Below are 18,051 nucleotides of genomic sequence, written 5' to 3' on the forward strand. Positions count from 1 at the left end.
CCAGACCTTCCAGATACGGCGCGAGCCACCGCTCAAGATCTGCCTGCCAGTCATCATCCATCGCCAGCCTCCGTCAAAGCTGGCTCCCCATGAATCACAATTCTGCCAAAGTAGTGCTAGGGTCAGGACCCATTACTCACACCGTCGAGGTCTGAAGCAAAATGGCTCAGCACGAGAAGGGAAGGCGCAGGAATATGCCGATATTTCAAGACTTCCCGACGAAGTGCCGGGCCATTTTGGTCAAATCTCTGCGAGACGCCCTAATGGCTTCCATCTCGAACCAAACCGCCCTTGGAAAGGCAACAAGCCTTCCCGGCGGGCGATTTGGCCCGATATGTTCGCCATTCGGGCGCCTCGACGGTGTGAGTAATGGGTTCTGACCCTAGACGAGGCGTTCTGCGAGGAAGTCCACGAAGACCCGGACTCGCGCGGGTACGTTTGCCCCGCCGAGAAAGACCGCATGTATTGTCTCGATATCGCCTGGATTATAGTCTTCGAGTATTGCCACCAACTGGCCTGATGCCAGTTCAGGCTGGACACTGAAGCGACCGACGCGGGTAATGCCAACACCATCGGCGGCGAGTTGGCCTAGCGTTTCGCCGTTATTGGCCTCGAGTGTGCCCCGGACGCTCAGCGCATAATTGCGTCCATCCTTACGAAATGGCCAGACAGGCCCGGCCCGGCGGAAATTGAAATTCAGGCAATTGTGATCGTGCAGATCCTCTGGCATTGCCGGGGTGCCGTGACGGCGCAGATAGGCTGGCGAGGCAACGATGACGCGGCCGTTTTCGCCCAGCTTGCGGGCTGTCAGGGGGCTGTCGGCAAGCGGCCCGAAGCGGATCGCGACATCCGCCTGACCGGCGGCGATATCGGCTAGCCGGTCGCTCAGGCTGATATCGACCACGATATGCGGATAGAGCCGCGCAAACTCGCCAAGCAGCGGTACGATGCACAGCCGCCCATGGGAATGGGCCGCGCTTACCCGCAGGCGTCCGCGCGGGGCGCCGCGATCGGCGATAGACTGTTCCGCTTCGTCGAGGTCGGCAAGGATTCGCCGGGCGCTGCCGAGATAGGCATGTCCTTCTGCCGTCAACGTCAGCGCACGGGTGGAGCGGAGCAGCAGGCGAACCCCGAGCCGATCCTCGATCCGGTCCACCGCGCGGCTGACCGCCGAGGGGGTGAGGCCCAGCAAGCGTCCGGCGGCGGAGAAGCTACCTTCGGAGACCACGGCCACGAAGGTTTCCAGCGCCCGTGCCCGGTCGGCATGGAAAGGTATCTTTTCATCCAATGCAAAGATCTTTCGCCTCTCGGCCCCCTAAAAGCAGGGTGCCTTCCATTCCATTTATGCGCCCTTCACGGAATGAAAAGGGATTACGATGGAATACCGGCAATTGGGCGCATCGGGCCTGCGGGTTCCGGCGCTGAGTTTCGGCACCGGCACGTTCGGTGGTTCCGGCCCCCTGTTCGGGGCCTGGGGCAATAGCGACGCACAGGAAGCGCGCCGGCTGGTCGATATCTGTCTCGATGCCGGCATAACCCTGTTCGACACCGCCGATGTCTATTCGGGCGGGGCGTCGGAAGAGGTGCTGGGCGCGGCGATCAAGGGGCGACGCGACGCGGTGCTGATCTCCACCAAGCTCGGCCTGCCTACCGGGGACGGCCCGGGCGACTGGGGCGTCTCGCGCAGCCGGTTGATCCGCGGCGTAGAAGCCGCGCTGGAGCGTCTCGGCACCGACTATATCGACCTGCTGCAACTCCACGCTTTCGATGCTTCGACCCCGGTGGAGGAGTTGCTGGCGACGCTGGACGAACTCGTCCGGGCCGGCAAGTTGCGCCATGTCGGCGTTTCCAACTATCCCGGCTGGCAGCTGATGAAGGCGCTGGGCACGGCGGACCGTCATGGCTGGCCGCGTTTCGTGGCTCATCAGGTTTATTACTCGCTGATCGGCCGCGCCTACGAGGCAGACCTGATGCCGCTCGCCGCAGATCAGGGGGTGGGCGCGCTGGCGTGGAGTCCGCTCGGCTGGGGACGCCTCACCGGCAAGATCCGCCGCAGCAGCCCGATCCCGGCAGGCAGTCGTCTTCACCAGACCGCCGCCTTCGCACCGCCGGTGGAAGACGAGCATCTGTACCGCGTGGTCGATGCGCTGGACGAGATCGCGGCGGAAACCGGCAAGACGGTTCCGCAAATCGCGCTCAACTGGCTGCTGCAACGGCCGACCGTGTCATCGGTTATTATCGGTGCGCGGAATGAGGAGCAGCTGCGTCAGAACCTTGGTGCCGTGGGCTGGGCTCTCACCGCCGAGCAGGTTGCCCGGCTTGATCGGGCGAGCTACCAGATGCCTGCCTACCCCAATGCCCCCTATCATCAACAGGACGGCTTCGCCCGCCTGAACCCGCCGCTCGTCTGACGGGAGGACCATCATGAAGATCAATCCACCACTTCTCGCGCTGGCGGCTGGTGCTTTCGGCATCGGCGTCACCGAATTCGCTCCGATGGGTCTGTTGCCCGTCATCGCCACCGGCCTTGGCGTCTCTATCCCGTCAGCCGGTTTGCTGATCAGCGCCTATGCCATCGGCGTAATGCTGGGCGCGCCTCTGATGACGCTGACCACCGGGCGGCTTCCGCGCCGAACCCTGCTGATCGCGCTTGCCGCGATATTCACAGCGGGCAACCTGATTGCGGCGCTTTCCGGAAGCTATGGCATGCTGCTGTTCGCGCGGATCGTCACGTCGCTGAACCATGGCGCGTTCTTCGGCGTGGGGTCGATCGTTGCGGCCAGTCTGGTCCCGCCGCAGCGGCAGGCCGGCGCGGTGGCTGCCATGTTCATGGGGCTGACGATCGCCAATGTGGTCGGTGTGCCGCTGGCGACCTGGGCTGGCGAAGTCATGGGGTGGCGCGCGGCGTTCTGGGGTATTTCCGCACTCGGCCTGCTGACCATTGCGGCGCTGCGCCTGACCCTGCCGGATATGCCCGCACCGACGGATGGCGATGCCCGCTCCGAACTTCGGGTGCTGGTGCGCGGGCCGGTGCTGGGGGCACTGGGTCTGACCGTGGTTGGCGCAAGCGCGATGTTCACCGTATTCACCTATATCACCCCGATCCTGCGTGAGCAGACCCATGGCTCGATCGGTTACGTGACGGCAATGCTCGTGGTCTACGGGGTGGGGCTGACCATCGGTAACTGGCTGGGCGGTCGCTTTGCAGACCGTTCGGTCGACAGAACCCTGATCGTGACGCTGGCCGCGCTGACGGCGATTCTCGTCGCCTTCGCCTTTGCCATGCCTTACGCGGGGCCGACGGCCGTGCTGATCTTCCTGTGGGGCATCGCCAGCTTCGCACTGGTGCCGCCGCTGCAGGTGCGTGTGATGAGTGCCGCCGCAGATGCGCCGAACCTGGCATCCTCGATGAACATCGGCGCCTTCAACCTCGGCAATGCGATCGGCGCGGCGCTGGGTGGCGGCGTGATCGCGGCGGGGCTGAGCTTGCCTTTTGTTGCAATTGCTGGAGCAGCAGCATCGGGAGTTGGTTTGCTCGCTGTGCTGATGACCTCTCGAAAGGCATCGTCAAACCGTGTTGGGCTTACTGAAGAGCTTTGCAATGAAATGAGTTGAGCAAAGGTATGCTGCAAAGCGCTGGGGGGATCTTTCCGTTCGGGAGGCGCGGAAGGCATTTCACTGGGAGAACTGCGGGCAGAGCGGGCGAACCCGGCCTGATCGTCTCGGCAGGGGAGCTCTCCGGTTTTTCATACACCGGGGCATGACACGCAAAGAAAGACTGATCATGCGATCGAACGCGCCTTCTCCCACCCAAGGCGTTGCTCGGGAAAATCGGCGAGCGAACGGTCTGCGGTCTGTGGAGCCTTATCGGCAAGCTCGCCGACATCTGCAAACCCGCCCAATACGCTAATTATTTCAGCTCTTGCGGATATGATCCAGACTGATCGAAATCCGCTCTAGGGACATACCCTAAGTTCGTGCTTGAACGGTGGCGCGCACAGGATCATCCTCCAACCTGGCTTTAACAAGCGAGAGAGGCATTTCGTGGCGCACCGTTTCGAGATCCGCAAGAACAAGGCTGGCGAGTTCGTCGCCTATTTCTGCTATAACGCCGAGACCATCTTCTGGACCGAAGGCTATTCGAGCAAGGCCTCGGCGAAGAACGCGATCGAGTCCATCCTCAAGAACGGCCCCGGTGCCGAAGTGGTCGATACCACAACCGGCTAAGGCGTTCCTGCCTTCTTGCCGGTCAGGCTGCGGCGGCGAGGGAGTCCGACGTCTCATCCTCGCCGCGTTGCTGCCAGAAGCGTTTTTGGCGGGGAACTATGAAGTGCCACCCTAGCAGGACCGGCTCTAGCAGGGCCATGCCCGCAAAGATGCCGAGCAGGCGCCAGGCAGCGGTCTGCATGTCGACGTGAGTGTAATCGTCGGGCGCCAGCGCGGTCAGCACGGCGATCGAGAATTGCAGGCCTACATAGTTGATCTTGTTGTCGCCGTTCTCGATGTGACGACCTACGACGATGCCGATGCTCAGTCCAGCAACCAGCACCACGAGAGAACCGCCTGCCAGCAGGATCACCGCAGCCGAAACCGCGCCGCCCGCGATGCAGCCGATCGCGCGCTGGTAGAGGCGGCGGCTGACCGGGATCAACCCGCTCTGGCCGATGCCGGCAACCGGCACGATCATCACCGCCATGATGGTGATCGCCGCCTGCGTCAGTTCGGGCATCTTGGTGAAGGCATAGATCGCGGGCAGCAGCGCGAGCGCGATGCCGGTCTGCGCGGCGTGGCGCGCGGCGGTGGGGTTCCAGCGCATCCGGTCGGGGCGCGGCTTGCGGTTCTTCAGCCATTCGTTGCCCTGGAGGAACGCGGCGATCAGGCTGACCACGGTGCAGGCCACGGTCCCCGCGCCGACCTCGACAAGCCGCGTCCGGGCAAACTCGATGGTATCGAGCGCGGGGTGCGAAAGCTTGTCGAGCAGGATGATCTCGAAGGTCAGGCCGAACAGGAACCAGGCATAGGCGCGCCGCCCCGTCAGCATGCCATAGAGGCCGACGCCGCCGATCACGCCCGCGCTGAGGCACGCGATCAGCACCGATTGCGCGGCCAGCGGCACCAGCACGAGCGCGAGCCCTGCGCCGATCAGCGTGCCGACCATGCGCATCACGCCGCGACGCAGCGTCTCGGCGGTGTCGCTCTTGAGCAGGATCAGCGCCGAAAGGGCTGCCCATGACACCATCCGCGCACCCGCCCAGTGCGCCAGCAGAACCGCGAGCAGCACTGAAGCCACGCAGGCCAGTTCGTCGGCCATGCGCGGACCGGGCGTGGCCAGCGAGCGGATTTCGCGCACAAGTCTGAGTCGCAGCGTGTCTTGCATCGCTAAGCCTATGGCGATGGCGCGTGCGCGTTTAAAGATTGCGCAAGTTGCAAACAGTGCAACTCAAATTGGCCTTTTCGCAGATGCAGCATGATCTATGTTGCATCTGCAACATAGCGACGAACCGCTGGGGCCTCAGCCTTTCTTGGCGGCCGCCAGCGCGGCGTCGCTGGCCAGCTTGTCGACGCGCTCGTTCTCGACGTGGCCGTTATGGCCGCGCACCCATTGCCAGTCGACCTTGTGGCGCCCTGCGGCCTCGATCAGGTCGTGCCACAGGTCGGCATTGCGCACCGGCTGCTTGCTGGCATTGACCCAGCCCTTCTTCTTCCAGCCGTGGACCCACTTGGTGATGCCGTCGATCACGTATTTGCTGTCGGTGTGAAGCGTCACATCGCAGGGCTCGGTCAGGGCGTTGAGCGCCTTGATCGTCGCAGTCATTTCCATGCGGTTGTTGGTGGTGTCCGCCTCTCCGCCGGACATTTCCTTCTCGTGCTCGCCCATCCGCAGCAGCACGCCCCAGCCGCCGGGGCCGGGGTTGCCCTTGCAGGCGCCGTCGGTGAAGATGTCGATCTTCTTCATGCGAAGACCCCTGCGTTGTCGGGATCGGCGTAGAATTCCAGACGGCGCGCGAAGGCCATCGGGTCTTTGGGCGTCACCAGCGCGTCGGCGGGCGTGTTGAGCCAGTCATAGGCGCGGGTCGACAGGAAGCGCAGCGCGGCCCCCTGCGCCAGCAGCGGCAGCGCCGCGCGCTCCTCGGCCGAGAGCGGACGCACTGCCTCGTAACCCTCGATCAGCGCGGCGGAGAGCGCAGGGAAGAACTCGCGCCCGTCGTTGCTGAAGCACCACGCCGCGTGCGTCACGACCACATCGTAGGCGAGGAGGTCGGTGCAGGCGAAGTAGAAGTCGATCAGGCCGGTAACGGTATCGCCCAGCATCAGCACATTGTCGGGGAACAGGTCGGCATGGATGATGCCGCGTGGCAGATGCTCGGGCCAGCCGCGTTCGAGCGCTACCAGTTCGCGAGCGACCAGCGCGCCGAGATCGGGGTCTATCGAATCGAGTCCCTGCCGGGTGCAGGCGTCGAGCAGTTCGCGCCATGCCATCGGGCCGAGCGTGTTGACGCGCGCGCCTTCGAAACTGGCGGCGGCAAGGTGCAGCTGCGCCAGCGCGCCGCCGACTGCGCGGGCCTGTTCGGGCGTCGGCTCGCTGACCGAGACGCCGGGGAGGAACTCGATCAGCGCCAGCGGTTTTCTGCCATCTGGTGCCTCGATCCACAAGTGGCTGGCGCCCTTGCGATCATGGATCGTGCGCGGCACCGGGCACCCTGCGGCGGCGAGGTGATCGAGCAGGTCGAGGAAGAACGGCAGCTCGGCGGTGTCGGTCCGGCTTTCGTAGACGGTCAGGATGAAGCGGCGCGAGGTGCCTGCGTCATCGGTCTCGATCAGCCAGTTGGAGTTCGAGACGCCCTCGGCAATGCCCTTGGCGGAGGTCAGCGTGCCGACGGCGAAACGCTCGATCAGCGCGCCGAGGTCTTCGGCGCCGAGGCGGGTATAGACGGCCATGCTGAATTACTCCGTCAGCTGGCGCGGCAGCTTGAAGGTCATCCGTTCCTGCGCGGTGACGATCTCCTCGGCCTCGACCGCGCGCAGTTCGCGCAGGCGGGCGAGCACTTCGTTGACCAGTTCCTCCGGCGCTGAGGCGCCCGCCGTGACACCAACGGTCGCCACGCCGTCGAGCCATTCCGGCTCGATCTCGCTGGCGCGCTGGATCATCCGCCCGACCGAGCCCGAACGCTCCGCCACTTCGACAAGGCGCAGCGAGTTGGAGCTCTTGGGTGAGCCGATCACCAGCACCAGATCGCATTCGGGCGCGATCTGCTTGACGGCGGCCTGCCGGTTCGAGGTGGCGTAGCAGATATCCTCGGCCTTGGGCACGCGCACTTCGGGGAAGCGCTCGCGGATCGCGGCGATGATATCGGCGGTGTCGTCGACCGAGAGCGTGGTCTGCGAAAGGTAGGAAAGCTGCGCGTCCGCCGGAAAGTCCAGCTTGGCGACATCGGCCACGGTTTCCACCAGCGTCATGCCGCCTTCGGGCACCTGTCCGAAGGTGCCGATCACTTCGGGGTGTCCGCCATGGCCGATGAACAGGATGTGGCGCCCGGCCTCGACCTGGCGCTCGGCCTGGCGGTGGACCTTGCTGACCAGCGGGCAAGTGGCGTCGAGCCATTCGAGGCCGCGCTCGGTGGCGGCGGCAGGCACCGACTTGGGCACGCCGTGGGCGCTGAAGATCACCGGCACGCCATCGGGCACTTCGTCCAGTTCCTCGACGAAGATCGCGCCCTTGGCCTTCAGGCTGTCGACCACGTACTTGTTGTGGACGATCTCGTGGCGGACGTAGACCGGCGCGCCGTAGCGATCGATCGCGCGTTCGACGATCTCGATGGCTCGGTCCACACCGGCGCAGAAACCGCGCGGGGCGGCGATCATCAGCCGCAGCGGTGTCTTCGCTGTGTCTGTGGCCGCCGTGTCGGTCGAAACCGGGTTCGAAGTCGGAAAGGACGCGTTCATGAATGCGCCTCTAGCGCTTTGGCGCGCGCGCCGCTAGGGCAAGCACAAGCGAACCTTGAGGATCTGACGATGAATGCACGGCGCCTGACTGCCATTGCCATGACCACCGCCGCCACGGCGACGCTGCTGAGCGGCTGCGCGAAGAAGGGCGAAATCGTGGTGGATTCGGGCGTGGGCATCACCGCTGTGCGCAGCCACTGCCCGGCTGTCGGCATTCCCGACTATACCGGCGACATGACGCTGTTCCGCGATCCGGCAGGCCCCAAGACCGAATCGAACCTCGATCTGGTCGCCACGATGACCGACGTGCGCTCAGCTTGCGACGAGGCTTCGGTGACGCCGAAGGTCAATTCGCAGGTAACGTTCAAGGTCGAGGCGATCCGTCGCGACACGCACGGCGCCCGCCAGGTGACGCTGCCGTATTATTTCTCGGTTCTGCAGGGAGGCACGTCAGTCGTGTCCAAGCGCGTTGGTCAGGTGACGCTCAACTTCGCCGACGGTGCCGCTCGCGCTACCGCGACGGGGCAGGGCACGGCTTATGTCGATCGCGCGGCTGCTACGCTGCCTGAGGACATTCGCGCCAAGATCACCGAAAAGCGCAAGGCAGGCGATGCCGACGCGGCGGTCGATCCGCTGACCGACCCCAAGGTGAAAGCGGCTGTCGCCACTGCGACCTTCGAGGTTCTGCTGGGCTTCCAGCTCAACAACGACCAGCTGGCCTACAACGTTACCCGCTGATCGCAGCGAGCACGGCTCGGAGCGCTATCGTAATCGGGCAATCGTCCCGGCGATGGCGCTTTGGGTGGTGAAGGCCATAGTCTTGCGGGATTTGCGCTGCATTTCGTCCAGAGGCTCCAGGAAATGCACCGTCAGGCGCACCGGCCGCCAGCGCGCGAGTATGCGTAGCGCATTGCGAAGGCCCGATTCGGTGCCGGTCCATGCAACTTTGGCCAGATCGCCCTCGTAATCGAGGCATACCGGCTGGATCGCGGTTTCCGCGCATGCATCGCCTTCCAGTGCCGAGAGCAGCGAGGACTTGAAAGGCAGCAGCATCGCGCTGGTCGTGCCTTCGGGAAAGATGGCGAGGGCTTCATTCCGGGCGATGGCGCTGCGGATCTGCGCGACCTGTCCGGCGACACCGGCGCGTTCGTGCCGGGCCACGAAGACCGTCCGGTTCATTTCGCACAGCTTGCGCAAGGGGCGGAAGTCGGCAAGCCCGTCATGTGCGACAAAAGCCGCGCCACTGGTGCGTGCCAAAGCCAGGATATCCAGCCAGCTGACGTGATTCGCCAGCAGTACCCGTGGGCCGGAGACTTCCTGGCCGAACACTTCGATGCGCAGCCCGCAGATCGCGCCGACGCTGGCGAGAAACGCGCGCGGCACCGGATTGCGGCGGGGGAGGGGTGTTGCGATATAGTAGGCGACGACACCAATGGGTAGCAGGGCGCCGAGCGCGGCAATGCGCAAGATTACCAGCGGCCACCCCCGCCAGGGCACGGCCGCCGGAACAGTATCCTTCATCCGATCATTTGCGCTTGTCTGCATCCTCGCGGTCGAGCCGCACGCCGTACAGCTCCATGCGGTGATCAACGAGACGGAAGCCCAGCTTTTCGGCGATATCGCGCTGGAGCTGTTCGAGTTCGGGGTCGACGAATTCGATGACGGCGCCGCTTTCGACGTCGATCATGTGATCGTGATGCGCCTCGGGCGCCGCTTCGTAGCGGGCTCGGCCGTCGCCGAAATCGTGACGATCAAGGATGCCCGCTTCCTCGAACAGGCGCACGGTGCGATAGACCGTGGCGATCGAGATGCCGGGATCGAGCGCCATGGCGCGCTCGTGCAGTTTCTCGACGTCGGGATGGTCGGTGCTCTCCGAGAGAACCCGAGCGATCACGCGGCGCTGTTCGGTGATGCGAAGTCCGCGTTCGGCGCAGAGGGCTTCAAGATCGATCGGTTGGTTCACTGGGGGGACCTGTATTTGAGAATGGCAGTCGCATCTACTTAGGAGCGTCTGTCGTCGATCTCAACTGTCCATCGCCTCTTGCGGGCGGTTCGCAGTGGGTATCCGGTGTCATGGGTGCCGGTGACGGCAGAGGCTGGCAGGACGGCTGTCAGGCGTTAACAGAGTCGGCCGGGGAGAGGCGATGATCGCCTGCCCCCGGTCGGGCGATCTATCAGGCGGCAGTCTTGGGCTTGCGACCGCGACGCACGTTGGGCTTGCGGCCCAGGCCGATCTTCTTGGCCAGTTCACGGCGCTTCTCGGCATAGTTGGGGGCGACCATCGGATAGTCTGCGGGCAGGTTCCAGCGCACGCGATACTCTTCCGGGGTCATGTTGTAGTGCGTCATCAGGTGGCGCTTGAGCATCTTGAGCTTCTTGCCGTCTTCCAGGCAGACGATGTAGTCGGGCTTGACCGAGGCGCGTACCGAAACGGCGGGCTCAGGCTTTTCTTCTTCGACCGTGACAGTCGTGCCAAGGCCGGCGAGGGCGCCGTAGACGTTGGAGATCAGCGAGGGAAGGTCATCGACCGAAACCGAATTGTTGCTGACATGCGCGGCGACGATATCCGACGTCAGGGTGATGAGCGTTTCGCTCATGTCGTTCTGAATGATGTCCATTTGTCTGTCCTTTGGCGACCTGTCTGTGCAGGATGACTCAACGCTTCATCGGCGTTGTGGTTTCACCATTGAACCATTTGTCGCAATTGTGCAAGTATCAACATGTATTAGTCAAAAATGATACTGTGCATTGCAGTGCGACAAGAATTGACGGTCGACAGTGTTACGCAGGGGCACTCAGGAAATGTCACATGCGAAGGTAATGGCATCCAGTCTGTCACCTTCCGATGTGCGGTAATAATTTGGGCGTTCGCCGATCTTGTAGAAACCGAAGGCCGCATACAGTGCTTCTGCGGGGTTTCCTCGACGCATTTCCAGCAGCAGACGCTGTGCGCCGCGCGCGCCGGCATCCCGACGTAATGTATCCAGGAGCTTACGCCCCAGCCCATAACGTCGAAATTCGGGTTTTACTGCAAGCAGCAGCAGTTCTTCCTCGTCAAAGGCATTGCGCGACATGAAGAAGCCGGCAGCGGGAACATCTCCGGCGCAGGGTAGACCTTCGGCACCGATAACCCCGAAATGGCAATGGCCGAGCGACAGCGAATCTTCCACTTGCCGTCGGTTCCAGGCCTCGCCGTAGAGCGGGTCGAAGGCGGCCTGCATGACCGCCATGATCCGATCGACGTCGTCGATCACGCGACGCTTGCGGGTTTTATCCCGCCGGGCAGAAGCGCATCCGGTGCGCGGCCGTAAATCGGCGTGATATCCCTTGTCAGGGCCATGGGCGAGAGTAGCGCAAAGCGTCTGGCATCGGGCCAGAGGGCTAGCGCCTCGCCGGTTGCAGGCGCGCGTCTGGCGAGCAGAGCTTGCGCCTGGCTGCCGGCAATCAGCGGCTGTGTGCAGGCTTCGACCGCCTGTTCCGGGCGCAGCGAGGCAAGCGGGGCGTCTATTGCGCCTTCGGTATCATAGGTCTGGACGAACCATTCGCCGTGGCCGCCGGTCGTGGCGACCACAAGCGGCAAGCCGGGGCGGGTGTCCGCAGCGATGGCGGCGATCATGTCGAGCGTGGAATAGCCCACAATCTGGGCCTTCCATGCCAGCGCCAGCGCGCGGGCTGCGGCAAGCCCGACGCGTACCCCGGTGAAGCTGCCGGGGCCAAGTGCGACCGCAATGCGATCCGCACGCCCATTGTCGGGCAGCGCCGCGATCATGGGCACGAGGCTCTCGGCATGGCCGCGTCCCAGCATTCGCCAGTCGCCCGCGAGCAGGGTGCCGTCTTCGTCAAGAAGTGCGACCGAACAGGCTTCGGTCGCACTGTCGATCACCAGCGTGCGCTGCGCCGGAAAAGCTCGCGCGCAGGAGGTTCCAGTCACGCTCACGTCAGGCAGCGCGGACCTCGGTGACTTCGGGGACGTAATGCTTCAGCAGGCTCTCGATGCCGTGCTTGAGCGTCGCGCTCGACGAGGGGCAGCCGGAGCAGGCACCCTGCATCGAGAGATAGACGATCCCTTCACGAAACCCGCGATAGGTGATGTCCCCGCCATCGTTGGCCACGGCCGGGCGCACGCGCGTCTCGATCAGGTCGCGGATCTGTGCGACGATATCGGCATCGGCGGGGTCATCGCCAAAGTCCTCGTCCTCGGCCGGGACCGAGAAACCCGAGGCGTCGCCGCCTGCGAACAGCGGTGCCTGCGAGACGAAATGGTCGAGCAGGATCGAGACCACCTGCGGCTTGAGGCCGCTCCACTCGACACCGGGGGCTGCCGTCACCGCGATGAACGACTGGCCGAAGAATACACCGATCACATCGCCAAGCTCGAACAGCGCTTCGGCCAGCGGCGAGGCAGCAGCGTCTTCAGGGTCGAGGAACTCGCGCGTGCCGGCCGGCATCACCTGCTGGCCGGGCAGGAATTTCAGCGTGGCGGGATTCGGCGTGGTTTCGGTCTCGATATACATAGGCGCGAGATAGGACGATCCCGCGCCGGGTCAAGATGCGGCGTGCGACGAACAGTATCGCGAACTGATACAGCGGACAGTAACGGCCGTGAAAAGCGCAATGTCTGTCTGGAACTTCGCTTTGCGTGGATTTCCAGACAGGCCCTTTGCAGATTTCAATATCCAAAGAAACGCTTGAGGCCGAGGGCCTTGAGCCCGCGCCTGTAGGTCATCGAACTCATGTCGGCGGGGATATGTCCTTCATCGCCGGGGTCGAGCGGGAGCCATTCGGGCATCTGTGCCTCGACGATGATCTTGTCCTCGTCGAAGATGCGCTGGTTGAAGTCGTAGACGTCCTGCACCGGCAGGTCGGTATCGAAATTGCGCGCGATCGGTGCGAACAGGCGGGTCATGCGGGCGGATACCGGCGAGGCGGCATTCATGATGACCAGCCGGTCGCTGCCGGGGAAGTGGATTTCCAGCGTCGCGGTGAACGGCAGGTGACAGCGGAAATGGCGCAGCCACTGGAAGCCGGGGACGCCACGCTGCGAAACCCCGATCGGATAGTTGCCGACGCTGCTCCAGTACTCGGCCTCGAAGCCATGATCGGTGCGCCGGGGCGAATAGGTGGGCACTTCGGCATTGTCGGGGTCGGCGAAAGTCTCGGTATGGACGAAGGCAAAGTGCGCGACGTCGAGGAATCCTTCGAGCTGGCGCCCGGCAAATCCGCCGATGTCGGTGGAAGGGCAGGTGATCTGCTGGAAGCCTTCCTCGTCCCAGTGCGGCATGTCGGGAATGTCGCCCGGTGACGGCGCCTCTCCCACGGGGGCGAGACAGGTCCAGATAAGCCCATAGCGCTCGAAGGCGGGAAACGTGCGCAAGTTGAGTCGGGCAGGAATGTCGCGTGCGGGATGGGCGGGGACGTGAACGCACTTGCCGCCTGCACCGAAGCGCAGGCCGTGATAGGGGCAGACGACCGTGTCGCCCGCCTGCGTGCCCATGCTGAGCGGCACCCCGCGATGCGGGCAGACATCGGTGGCGACTACCACCTCGCCGCCCGAACGATAGATCACCAGCGGCTGATCGAGCAGTCTGGTGCCCACCGGCTTCTCTGCCACCCCGCGAACCAGCGCGACCGGATACCAAAACCGCGCGAGCACATACCAGTCCTCGGCATCGAAGGTGCAGCCGTGCGGCAAGGGTGGGTGCCGGGTGTCCGGTGTGGTGTCGAGAACGGGGGCAGTGGCCATGGAGCTATATCCGTTGGGGAATATCGTTCCAGCCTTGTCGCAAGTGCAGGCCGCTCTATCAAACGCAATGAATGTATCGTCTCATTGCAAAAAATAGAGCGCCCTTCTGTTCAGAGCACTATCACCCGAGCGCCACGTTGACGATGCGGGCCTGTGTGAAGTCCTCCAGCCCCTCGATCCCCTGCTGGCGGCCGATGCCGGACTGCTTGGCGCCGCCGAAGGGTACGTCGAAGGGCAGCTCCAGATGCTTGTTCACCCATACCGTGCCGCTTTCGATCCGCGCTGCCAGCTCTGTACCGCGCGCTGCGTCGCGGGTCCAGATGCTGGCTCCGAGGCCATAATCGCTGTCGTTGATCCGCGCGATGGCCTGATCGAGATCGTCATAGGCCAGCACTGGCAGTACCGGGCCGAACTGTTCCTCGCGCACGATGCGCGCGTCGTCCGGCAGGTCGCGCAGGATCGTCGGTGCGATGAAGTAGCCGCCTGTTTCGGCAACGCCGTCGACGGGCGCGCCGCCCGCGACAAGCGTGCCCTGTGTGCGGGCTTCTTCGATGAAACCGAGCACCTTTTCGTATTGCGCGCGGTTCTGGATCGGGCCGATGGTGGTGCCCTGTTCCATGCCGTCGCCGACCACGGCCTCGCCTGCCAGCCGCGCAAGTTCTTCGCACAGGGCGTCCATCATCGCGCGGGGCGCATAGACGCGCTTGATTGCGAGGCAGATCTGCCCGGCATTGGCGGTCGCACCGGCGAAGATGCGCGGCGCAACTTTGGTCACGTCGGCATCGTCGAGGATCAGCGCAGCGTCATTGCCCCCCAGTTCGAGGGTGAAGCGCTTGAGTGTGTCGGCCGCGCTGGCCAGCACTTTCTTGCCGGTTGGGGTGGAGCCGGTGAAGCTGACATGTGCGACATCCGGGTGACGACTCAGCCAGGCGCCAAGGTCGTTCCGGTCGACCAGCGTCTGGAACACGCCGGGGGGAAGGATATCGGCGGCGATTTCGCCCAGCAGCAGCGTGGTGAGGGGAGTGCTCGGGGCGGGCTTGGCGATCACCGCGTTGCCGGTGATGAGCGCGGGCGCCAGCTTCACCATGAGCAGCAGCAGCGGGTAGTTCCATGGCGTGATCGCCGCGACGACCCCCAGCGGATAGCGCTGCTCGACGATGCGTTCCTGCGCGGTGTCACGCAGCACGCGTGGTTCCAGCACCATCGCGGCGAAGTGACGCAGCGCGGCAATGGTGAAGAAAACTTCCTGTCGTGCCTCGCCCAGAGGTTTGCCCTGTTCGTGCGTCAGCAGGCGAGCCATTGTCTCCAGATCCGCCTCCAGCCCATCGGCGAGTGCTTCCAGACGGCGACGGCGCTCGCCGAAACCCAGCGCTGCCCAGCCCGGAAAGGCCCGACGAGCAGCGGCCACTGCGACCGCGGCCTGCGCCTCGTCGGCGCGCGGGGCTTTCGCGAAGGGTGCCCCGGTGGCGGGGTTGATGACAGGGAAATCGCTGGCGCCGTCGACCAGTTGGCCGTCGATCAGAAGCATGTGGGGGGCGTATTTCATGCGACGTCCCTAGCCCGGATTGCGTGGAATCGGCCAGTGGCTTTCCCTTGGTAAATTTACCGCATCATCAATCCTGATGATGATTGCACTGCGCCGTGCATGCCAAGGGATTGCGCGAAGGCGGGACGGACAGGCATCGGGGGGCGGTGCGGCGTTGTCCTTGCCTCAAGGGGGAAAGCATGCAGTTTCGTGGCCTTATCGCGGCAGCCTCGATGGGAATCCTGGCATTCGGCAGCAGCGCTGCCCATGCCGGATCGAACAAGCACGGCACGCAGGCGATGGAGATTGATCCGTCGAGCAAGGGGGCAGTGTTCGGGCAATCGATCGAATCGGCGGATATCCAGCGCATGGCCGACGAGGTGGTGCGCGATCTCATGTCGCGGCCCGATATCGTCGGAACCCCCGTGCCGCCGCGCATCGTCGTGGACAGCGAGAAGTTCTACAACAATTCGATCCAGCGCATCGACCGGGACATGATTACCTCGATGCTGCGCGCCGAACTGAACCGCGCGGCTAAGGGGCGCATCCGTTTCGTCAGTCGCGAGGCGATGGACATCGTCATGCGCGAGCGTGAACTCAAGCGTTCGGGGGTTGCCGATGTGGGTACGCGCGGGCTGACCAAGGGCGTCTCGGGCGTCGATTATCAGTTGATCGGCCGTGTTACTTCGCTGGATTCGCGCGATACCCGTTCGGGGCTTGTCCAGCGCCGCACGCAAGTGGTGTTCGAACTGGTCGATATGGAAACCGGTGATCTGCCGTGGAGCGGAGAGCCTTATGTGATCGTCCGGGCAGCCGGGGACGACGTCGTCTACCGCTGAGTTTTCCAAAAGCTAGCTTTCGCTCACGGGGTTGCAGGGGGCAATCGCGTGCGGCGTTCATCCAGAAGGGGGAGTTTCCATGCGTATTCGCGTTGTTATCACCGTCCTGCTGTCCACCACGCTGGTTGCCGCACCGCTTCGTGCGCAGACCGGAGCGATGGCGCCGGCTGCTTCGTCCGATGGGGCACCCGTGGCCGATGCAAAGGCGGCAAAAGCGGTTGCCAGGGCCGAGGCGAAGCGCCAGCGCGATCTGGTCGCGAAATACGGCATGGGGCCATATCCCGACGAGATCATCGCTTACGTCGATGCCAAGCCGGAGGCGCTGCGTCCGCTTTATCGCGCGCTTTATACAGGCGGGGAGCGTAATGCGGTGCTCAACTTCGAGCGGCTGGGTCTGGCGGCCTATCAGGCGGGACAGTTCAAGGACGCGGGCTGGGCTTTCGATCAGGCGCTGAACCGGATCGAGACGATCTATGCCGACAATCCGCAGGCGGCGACCGCGCGATCGGTATTCCATAACGAGGCCAACAAGGACTTCAAGGGTGAGCCCTACGAACGGGCCATGGCCTATTACTATCGTGGGCTGATCTATCTTCAGCAGGGCAATTACCCCGATGCGACGGTTTCGTTCAAGAATGCCGAATATCAGGACACGCTGTCCGAGGAAGAGAGCTTCCAGAGCGACTTTGCGGTGATGAACTACTTGCGCGGCTGGAGCCAGAAGTGCGCGGGGGACATGACCTCGGCCGGGGAATCGTTCGACCTGGCGATGAAGGCGCAAAAGGGCCTGACAGCGCCTGCACCGGGAGACAATGTGCTGTTCGTGGCCGAACTCGGCAATGGGCCGGTCAAGGCGCGTGATGCCGCGCAGGCGCAGAAACTCGTGTTCCAACCGGGAGCGGCCTACGATGAAAATGCGGCAGCGGTGACGCTGGTCGATGGCAAGAAGACCAGCGCGGTTCCACTCCGGCTGGCCAGCAGCGTGCAGTATCAGGCGACCACGCGCGGCGGGCGCGCGATCGACGGGTTGATGAACGGCAAGGCCAACTGGAAGGAAGGCACCGATGCGGTGGGCACCGCGCTGGCAATGCAGGGACTGATGGGCAACGGCGGCGTCTATTCGCAACTCGCCGGAAGCATGTTCAAGATGTTCTCGGGCGCGATGAAGACCAATGCCGATATCCGCGCCTGGGAAGGGCTTCCTGATCTGATCCTGGTGGGTTCCGCCATGGCGAAGTCTTCCGCGTGGAAGTCCGAGGGCAAGTATCTCAAGGACACTGCTGCGGTGGATGGCCTGAAGGATAGCGACACCCTGCGCGGTGGGGCCAAGGCCTGCTCGATCGTGTGGATGCGCTCTCGCCCCGGCGTGTTCGGCGACGATATCGTCGGCGAGGATGCAGGCGTTGCCGCTGCGCAGAACCGCAAGAAGCCGGTGCAGGTCAAGAACAAGGCCTTCCGCACCACTCTGGAAGGATCGACCCTGTGAAGTTTCAACGTTTCCTGATCGGGGGTGTGCTGCTGGCGGCGCTTGGCACCGGCCTGGTTCCGGCGCCGCTGCCTGCCCCGGCTCTTGCGCGTGAGAACCGCCCGCTGAAATGCAACATCGGGGCCGCGCGTAAGGATCCGCCGCATGGTGGTCCGGCGCTGGTCGCCAACATGCCGCGTGCGATGACGCCGGTGGATCTGAACGCGGTGCAGATGAATGACCGCGAGACGTGGAAGAAGGTGGTCGTTGAAGGGCTATTCGCCCGGCGGACCGAGGCGAATACGCTGGAAGTGACTGCGCGGCTCGTCAACTGCACCAAGCAGCCGCTGGTGGTGCAGGCCCGTTCCTCGTTCCTGGACGCCTCGCAGGCACCGGCGGAGAAAGCCTCGGTGTGGAAGCCGGTCTATCTCTCGCCGCTTTCGACCAGCGTCTATCAGGAACGCTCGATCAGTCCCGATGGTGTCGCGTTCTACCTGATCGAACTGAGGGCAGACCAGTGAAGACGGCGCTGTTG

Annotated in this window: 20 protein-coding genes and 1 pseudogene; 8 read left to right on the forward strand and 13 right to left on the reverse strand. The window is 64.0% G+C overall.

What is annotated here, in order from left to right:
- Positions 1-382 precede the first annotated feature (382 nt).
- A complete protein-coding gene (locus AC3EC3_RS18770; RefSeq protein ID WP_488491108.1) occupies positions 383-1,288 on the reverse strand; it encodes a LysR family transcriptional regulator in 906 nt (301 codons plus the stop codon).
- Positions 1,289-1,376: 88 nt separating this feature from the next.
- Between AC3EC3_RS18770 and AC3EC3_RS18775 the strand changes: the two genes are divergently transcribed.
- From AC3EC3_RS18775 to AC3EC3_RS18790, 4 genes and pseudogenes are all read left to right on the forward strand, one after another.
- Positions 1,377-2,411, forward strand: coding sequence for an aldo/keto reductase (locus AC3EC3_RS18775; protein WP_488491109.1), 1,035 nt, complete (start codon positions 1,377-1,379; stop codon positions 2,409-2,411).
- Between the two features lie 13 nt (positions 2,412-2,424).
- Positions 2,425-3,615, forward strand: coding sequence for an MFS transporter (locus tag AC3EC3_RS18780; protein WP_488491110.1), 1,191 nt, complete (start codon positions 2,425-2,427; stop codon positions 3,613-3,615).
- A gap of 174 nt (positions 3,616-3,789) precedes the next feature.
- Positions 3,790-3,944 (forward strand): annotated as a pseudogene (locus AC3EC3_RS18785) (IS630 family transposase); the annotation flags it as partial.
- A 100-nt stretch (positions 3,945-4,044) separates the two neighbouring features.
- Entirely contained in the window at positions 4,045-4,227 is a 183-nt protein-coding gene (locus AC3EC3_RS18790) for a YegP family protein (protein WP_260929453.1), read from the forward strand.
- 22 nt (positions 4,228-4,249) lie between these two features.
- Here AC3EC3_RS18790 and AC3EC3_RS18795 read toward each other — a convergent pair whose 3' ends face one another.
- From AC3EC3_RS18795 to ispH, 4 genes are all read right to left on the reverse strand, one after another.
- Entirely contained in the window at positions 4,250-5,377 is a 1,128-nt protein-coding gene (locus AC3EC3_RS18795) for an FUSC family protein (protein WP_488491111.1), read from the reverse strand.
- Positions 5,378-5,512: 135 nt separating this feature from the next.
- On the reverse strand, positions 5,513-5,956 hold the full coding sequence (gene rnhA / locus AC3EC3_RS18800) for a ribonuclease HI (protein ID WP_488491112.1): 444 nt from the start codon (positions 5,954-5,956) through the stop codon (positions 5,513-5,515).
- Entirely contained in the window at positions 5,953-6,939 is a 987-nt protein-coding gene (gene thrB / locus AC3EC3_RS18805; RefSeq protein ID WP_488491113.1) for a homoserine kinase, read from the reverse strand. Before thrB ends, rnhA begins: the two co-directional genes overlap by 4 nt.
- A 6-nt stretch (positions 6,940-6,945) precedes the next feature.
- Positions 6,946-7,944, reverse strand: a complete 999-nt coding sequence (ispH, locus tag AC3EC3_RS18810; RefSeq protein ID WP_488491114.1) for a 4-hydroxy-3-methylbut-2-enyl diphosphate reductase — start codon at positions 7,942-7,944, stop codon at positions 6,946-6,948.
- Between the two features lie 69 nt (positions 7,945-8,013).
- On the opposite strand from ispH, the gene AC3EC3_RS18815 reads away from it, so the two are divergent.
- Positions 8,014-8,682 (forward strand): hypothetical protein, encoded by a 669-nt coding sequence (locus AC3EC3_RS18815; RefSeq protein ID WP_488491115.1) that lies wholly within the window; start codon positions 8,014-8,016, stop codon positions 8,680-8,682.
- 24 nt (positions 8,683-8,706) lie between these two features.
- On the opposite strand, the gene AC3EC3_RS18820 is transcribed toward AC3EC3_RS18815, so the two are convergent.
- From AC3EC3_RS18820 to AC3EC3_RS18855, 8 genes are all read right to left on the reverse strand, one after another.
- A complete protein-coding gene (locus tag AC3EC3_RS18820) occupies positions 8,707-9,465 on the reverse strand; it encodes a lysophospholipid acyltransferase family protein (RefSeq protein WP_488491116.1) in 759 nt (252 codons plus the stop codon).
- A 4-nt stretch (positions 9,466-9,469) separates the two neighbouring features.
- Positions 9,470-9,907: a Fur family transcriptional regulator gene (locus AC3EC3_RS18825; protein ID WP_260928306.1), complete on the reverse strand. Its 438-nt coding sequence runs from the start codon at positions 9,905-9,907 to the stop codon at positions 9,470-9,472.
- 211 nt (positions 9,908-10,118) lie between these two features.
- Entirely contained in the window at positions 10,119-10,562 is a 444-nt protein-coding gene (locus tag AC3EC3_RS18830; protein ID WP_488491117.1) for a Ros/MucR family transcriptional regulator, read from the reverse strand.
- Between the two features lie 177 nt (positions 10,563-10,739).
- Positions 10,740-11,198 carry a GNAT family N-acetyltransferase gene (locus tag AC3EC3_RS18835; protein WP_488491118.1) on the reverse strand — a complete coding sequence of 153 codons (459 nt, stop codon included), beginning with the start codon at positions 11,196-11,198 and terminating at the stop codon, positions 10,740-10,742.
- A complete protein-coding gene (gene tsaB / locus AC3EC3_RS18840; RefSeq protein ID WP_488491119.1) occupies positions 11,195-11,875 on the reverse strand; it encodes a tRNA (adenosine(37)-N6)-threonylcarbamoyltransferase complex dimerization subunit type 1 TsaB in 681 nt (226 codons plus the stop codon). Before tsaB ends, AC3EC3_RS18835 begins: the two co-directional genes overlap by 4 nt.
- A gap of 7 nt (positions 11,876-11,882) precedes the next feature.
- Positions 11,883-12,458, reverse strand: coding sequence for a NifU family protein (locus tag AC3EC3_RS18845; protein ID WP_488491120.1), 576 nt, complete (start codon positions 12,456-12,458; stop codon positions 11,883-11,885).
- A gap of 155 nt (positions 12,459-12,613) precedes the next feature.
- Positions 12,614-13,687 (reverse strand): Rieske 2Fe-2S domain-containing protein, encoded by a 1,074-nt coding sequence (locus AC3EC3_RS18850; protein ID WP_488491121.1) that lies wholly within the window; start codon positions 13,685-13,687, stop codon positions 12,614-12,616.
- Positions 13,688-13,808: 121 nt separating this feature from the next.
- Positions 13,809-15,233 (reverse strand): aldehyde dehydrogenase family protein, encoded by a 1,425-nt coding sequence (locus AC3EC3_RS18855; RefSeq protein ID WP_488491122.1) that lies wholly within the window; start codon positions 15,231-15,233, stop codon positions 13,809-13,811.
- Positions 15,234-15,412: 179 nt separating this feature from the next.
- Here AC3EC3_RS18855 and AC3EC3_RS18860 point away from each other — a divergent pair, with 179 nt between their 5' ends.
- The 3 genes from AC3EC3_RS18860 (at position 15,413) to AC3EC3_RS18870 (ending at position 18,037) form a co-directional block, all read left to right on the forward strand.
- Entirely contained in the window at positions 15,413-16,051 is a 639-nt protein-coding gene (locus AC3EC3_RS18860; protein ID WP_488491123.1) for a CsgG/HfaB family protein, read from the forward strand.
- 79 nt (positions 16,052-16,130) lie between these two features.
- The gene (locus AC3EC3_RS18865; RefSeq protein WP_488491124.1) at positions 16,131-17,537 is read left to right on the forward strand and encodes a hypothetical protein; all 1,407 of its coding nucleotides are present in this window, start codon (positions 16,131-16,133) and stop codon (positions 17,535-17,537) included.
- Positions 17,534-18,037, forward strand: coding sequence for a putative periplasmic lipoprotein (locus AC3EC3_RS18870; RefSeq protein WP_488491125.1), 504 nt, complete (start codon positions 17,534-17,536; stop codon positions 18,035-18,037). The genes AC3EC3_RS18865 and AC3EC3_RS18870 overlap by 4 nt, the downstream gene beginning before the upstream one ends.
- Positions 18,038-18,051: the final 14 nt, after the last annotated feature.

It is taken from the genome of Novosphingobium sp. BAM6 (genome assembly GCF_057784955.1).